A 4,112-nucleotide genomic window follows, 5' to 3' on the forward strand; every position below is an offset into this window, starting at 1 on the left:
CGCCTCCCCCTCGCCCCCACGCCTCGACAGCAACCCCCGCACCATCCGCACCAGCTCCGCCGGCTCGAAGGGCTTCGCCAGAAACGCGTCCACCCCGGCGGACCGCTCGCCCTCGCCATCCAACTGCGCGCACGCGCTGATGAGGGCGATGGGTATGTCCCGCGTCCGCGCGTCGTCCCGCAGCCGCGCCGCCGTCCGCAATCCGTCGAGCCGCGGCATCACGAAGTCGAGGGTCACCACATCGGGACACACCCGATGCACGATCTCCAGACACTCGGCACCATCGGCCGCGGTCACCACCTCGAAGCCCTCGAGCTCGAGATTGACCCTGATCAACTGCCGGATGACCCTGTTGTCGTCGACAACGAGGACCCGGCCGGGCAAGCCAGGCACACCCCGAGAGTAGGCGCGCCCACCGCACCGCGTCCGGCTTTTCCCCACTTCCACCCCGAAGACCGCCCCCCACAGGGCCAGTGGACTAGACCTTTCCCACCCCCACGCGCGAAACTGTCCCGGTGAAACATGTCATCGCCCTCGACGTGGGCGGCACCGGGATAAAAGCCGCCCTGATGGGCGCGGACACCACCCTCGCCCACGAAACCGTCCGGCCGACAGGCCGGGACCGCGGCCCGGACGCCGTGGTGAACCGCATCCTCGACCTCGCCGCGGAACTCGCCGAACGAGGCGAGAAGGAGTTCGGCGAACCCCCGGCAGCCGCGGGCATCGCCGTACCGGGCGTCGTCGACACCACGACAGGCACCGCCGTCTACGCCGCCAACCTCGGCTGGCGCGACCTCCCGCTGAGCGACCTGCTGAGCCGCCGCCTGCGCGGCATCCCCGTGGCCCTGGGCCACGACGTCCGCACGGGCGGCCTCGCCGAGGGCCGCCTCGGCGCCGGCCGGGGAGCGGACCGCTTCCTCTTCGTGGCACTCGGCACCGGCATCGCGGGAGCGATCGGCATCGAGGGCCGCGTCGAGGAAGGCGCGAACGGCTCGGCCGGCGAGATCGGCCACATCGCCGTACGCCGCGGCCCGGACGCCCCGGAGTGCGGCTGCGGCGGCCGCGGCTGTCTGGAGACGCTCGCGTCGGCCGCCGCCGTCGGCCGGGCCTGGGCCGCGGCGAGCGGCGACCCGGCCGCCGACGCCGCCGACTGCGCCCGCGCCGTCGACGCCGGCGACCCGCGCGCCCGCCGCGTCTGGCAGGAAGCGGTGGACGCGCTCGCGGACGGCCTCGTCGTCGGCCTGACGCTGCTCGACCCCCGTACGCTGATCGTCGGCGGCGGGCTGGCCGAATCGGGCGAAACGCTGTTCGGCCCGCTGCGTGCCGCCGTCGCGGAGCGCCTCACGTTCCAGAAACTCCCCCTCATCGTCCCGGCGGCCCTCGGGGCCACCGCCGGCTGCCTGGGCGCGGGCCTGCTCGCCCGGGACCTGCTGGCCGCCCGGGAATCCACGGAATCCACGGAGGTATCCGCCTGATGGTCGAACGAACGGTTCTCGACGGCGCCCGTGTCGTGCTGCCGACCGGGGTGGTGGAGCACGGCCGCGTCACCGTCGAGGGCACCCGCCTCGTCGCGGACGCCCCCGAGGAACCCCCGACCTGGGACCTCACCGGCCACTGGATCGTCCCCGGCTTCGTGGACATGCACGTCCACGGCGGTGGCGGCGCCTCCTTCTCCTCCGGCGACCCGGAGGAGGCCATGACCGCCGTCCGCGCGCACCGCGCGCACGGCACGACGACGATGGTCGCCTCCACCGTCACCGGCGACCTGGACGACCTCGCCCGGCAGGCGGCCGTCCTCGCGGAGCTCACCCAGCAGGGCGACCTGGCCGGCGTGCACTTCGAGGGCCCGTTCATCTCCCCGCACCGCTGCGGCGCCCACCAGCCGGAACTGCTGCGCGACCCGGACCCGGCCGACGTCCGCAAGCTGATCGACGCGGCGCACGGCACGGCCCGGATGATGACGCTCGCCCCCGAGCTCCCCGGCGGCCTCGAATCCGTCCGCATGCTCGCCGACCTGGGCGTCATCGCCGCCGTGGGCCACACGGACTCCACCTACGAGGCGACGCTGGACGCCGTCGAGGCGGGCGCCACCGTCGCCACCCACCTCTTCAACGCCATGCCCACACTGCTGCACCGCGCGCCCGGACCGATCGCGGCGCTGCTGGAGGACGAGCGGGTCACCGTCGAGCTGATCAACGACGGCACGCACCTGCACCCGTCCGTCCTGGAGCTGGCGTTCGCCCGCGCCGGCGCCGGCCGGGTCGCGTTCATCACCGACGCGATGGGCGCGGCGGGCATGAGCGACGGGATGTACGCGCTGGGGCCGATGCGCGTCGAGGTGAAGGACGCGGTCGCGCGCATCGCGGACGGCCCGACGGCCGGTTCCATCGCCGGCTCGACGCTCACGCTGGACACGGCGTTCCGCCGCGCGGTGACGGTCGACCGGCTGCCGGTCGAGGACGCGGTCGCCGCCCTCTCCGCCAACCCGGCCCGGCTCCTGGGCGTCGCGGACCGCGTCGGCTCCCTCGAACCGGGCAAGGACGCCGACCTGGTGGTCCTCGACGGCGCGTTCGAACTCGTCGGCGTGATGCGCAAGGGCGAATGGCTGGTCCGCCCCGAAGTGCGCTGATTCGTCCTCGGCTTGGGGAACGGCGGCAGGTCCGGGGACTGGGCCTGCCGCCGCTGTTTTGGCATGATCGCTCCCGCAATCGTGTCCCCTGGGTCCCCGCGGACCGGTCCGAGAGAGGCGCCGATGATCCTCACGGTCACGCTCAACGCCGCGCTCGACCTCACCTATCGGGTCCCCCGGCTGCGCCCCCACACCTCGCACCGCGTCGCCGAGGCGGTCGAACGGCCGGGCGGCAAGGGCCTCAACGTCTCCCGCGTCCTGGCCCGGCTCGGCCACGACACCACCGTCACCGGCTTCGCGGGCGGCCCCACGGGCGACACACTCCGCGCCCTCCTGGCCACGGCCGCCGAGAACACACCGGGCCGCCTGACCGACGCCCTCATCCCCTGCGCCGGCTCCACGCGCCGCACGGTCGGCATCGTCGACGCGAGCACCGGCGACACCACCCAGCTCAACGAGGCGGGCCCGGCGATCACCGCGGCCGAATGGTCCGCCTTCACGGCCCGTTACGCGCAACTCCTCGACGGTGCGCGGGCCGTGGCCCTGTGCGGCAGCCTGCCGCCGGGCGTCCCGGTCGGCGCGTACGCCCAGCTCATCCGCCAGGCGCGGGCCCGCTCCCTGCCCGTCCTCCTCGACACCGCCGGGGAACCGCTGCGGCGCGGCGTCGCCGCCCGCCCCGACGTCGTCAAGCCGAACGCCGCCGAACTCGCCGCCCTCACCGGCTCCACCGAGCCCGCCCGCGCCGCCCACGACGCCCGCCGCCGCGGCGCCCACGCCGTCGCCGCGTCCCTCGGCACGGACGGCATGCTCGCCGTCACCCCTGACGGCACCTGGCGCGCCACCCCGCCCGCCCGCCTCAAGGGCAACCCCACCGGCGCCGGCGACTCCGCCGTAGCCGGCCTGCTGTCGGCCTGGCTGGAGGGCCTCCCCTGGCCCGACCGCCTCCGCCGCGCGGTCGCCGTCTCGGCGGCGACGGTACGGGCGCCGGTGGCGGGCGAGTTCGACGCGGAGGCGTACGAGGCGGCGTTGCCGCTGGTGAAGGTGGTGACGGTGTGAGGGCCCGTCACGGCGGGACGACCGGCCGGGGCGCCCGGGCCCCCGGGACACGAACTCCGCGCGCACGGGCGGCGCGCCCCGGACGGACGAGGTGCACGGAAACGGACGCCACGACGCCTTGGTTGACCCACGCCAAGGACGGACAGGATCCCCGGGAAGACCGAAAGCCCCGATCGGGTGGACCTCCCGAACGGGCGGAGACCGGCCCGGGAGGTCGACCGGCCCCGGCCTGGGGGCGAGCCCGGCGGCCGGACCGCCTGACACCGCCACCAGCCGCCGGCCCAGAGCATCCGGACCGGACGAACGACTCCCCGCCCACACACCACGAACCACCGACGCCCTCGCACCGGCACGAACAGGCCCTGGCCCGCAGCCCATTTCGCCTCCCCGCCCCCGTACGGACGCTGCCGTCCCCCCCCCCCCCCCA

Annotated in this window: 4 protein-coding genes; 3 read left to right on the forward strand and 1 reads right to left on the reverse strand. The window is 75.2% G+C overall.

The window, feature by feature from the left end; genetic code table 11:
* The coding region (locus tag ACSNOK_RS31295; RefSeq protein WP_436784177.1) for a response regulator at positions 1-441 on the reverse strand (441 nt) is incomplete at its 3' end.
* 74 nt (positions 442-515) lie between these two features.
* Here ACSNOK_RS31295 and ACSNOK_RS31300 point away from each other — a divergent pair.
* From ACSNOK_RS31300 to ACSNOK_RS31310, 3 genes are all read left to right on the forward strand, one after another.
* Complete coding sequence (locus ACSNOK_RS31300; RefSeq protein ID WP_436784174.1) at positions 516-1,475, forward strand: ROK family protein; 960 nt, start codon at positions 516-518, stop codon at positions 1,473-1,475.
* On the forward strand, positions 1,475-2,629 hold the full coding sequence (nagA, locus tag ACSNOK_RS31305) for an N-acetylglucosamine-6-phosphate deacetylase (RefSeq protein WP_436784175.1): 1,155 nt from the start codon (positions 1,475-1,477) through the stop codon (positions 2,627-2,629). Before ACSNOK_RS31300 ends, nagA begins: the two co-directional genes overlap by 1 nt.
* 123 nt (positions 2,630-2,752) lie before the next feature.
* Positions 2,753-3,685 (forward strand): 1-phosphofructokinase family hexose kinase, encoded by a 933-nt coding sequence (locus ACSNOK_RS31310; protein WP_436784176.1) that lies wholly within the window; start codon positions 2,753-2,755, stop codon positions 3,683-3,685.
* Positions 3,686-4,112 lie beyond the last annotated feature (427 nt).

Origin of the sequence: Streptomyces sp. URMC 126 (assembly GCF_051386555.1) — a bacterium.
Lineage (GTDB): Bacteria > Actinomycetota > Actinomycetes > Streptomycetales > Streptomycetaceae > Streptomyces.

Excerpts from the sequence above, each read along its gene's own strand:
- nagA (WP_436784175.1), top strand. The coding sequence starts at position 1,475 with ATGGTCGAACGAACGGTTCTCGACGGCGCCCGTGTCGTGCTGCCGACC.
- ACSNOK_RS31310 (WP_436784176.1), top strand. The coding sequence starts at position 2,753 with ATGATCCTCACGGTCACGCTCAACGCCGCGCTCGACCTCACCTATCGG.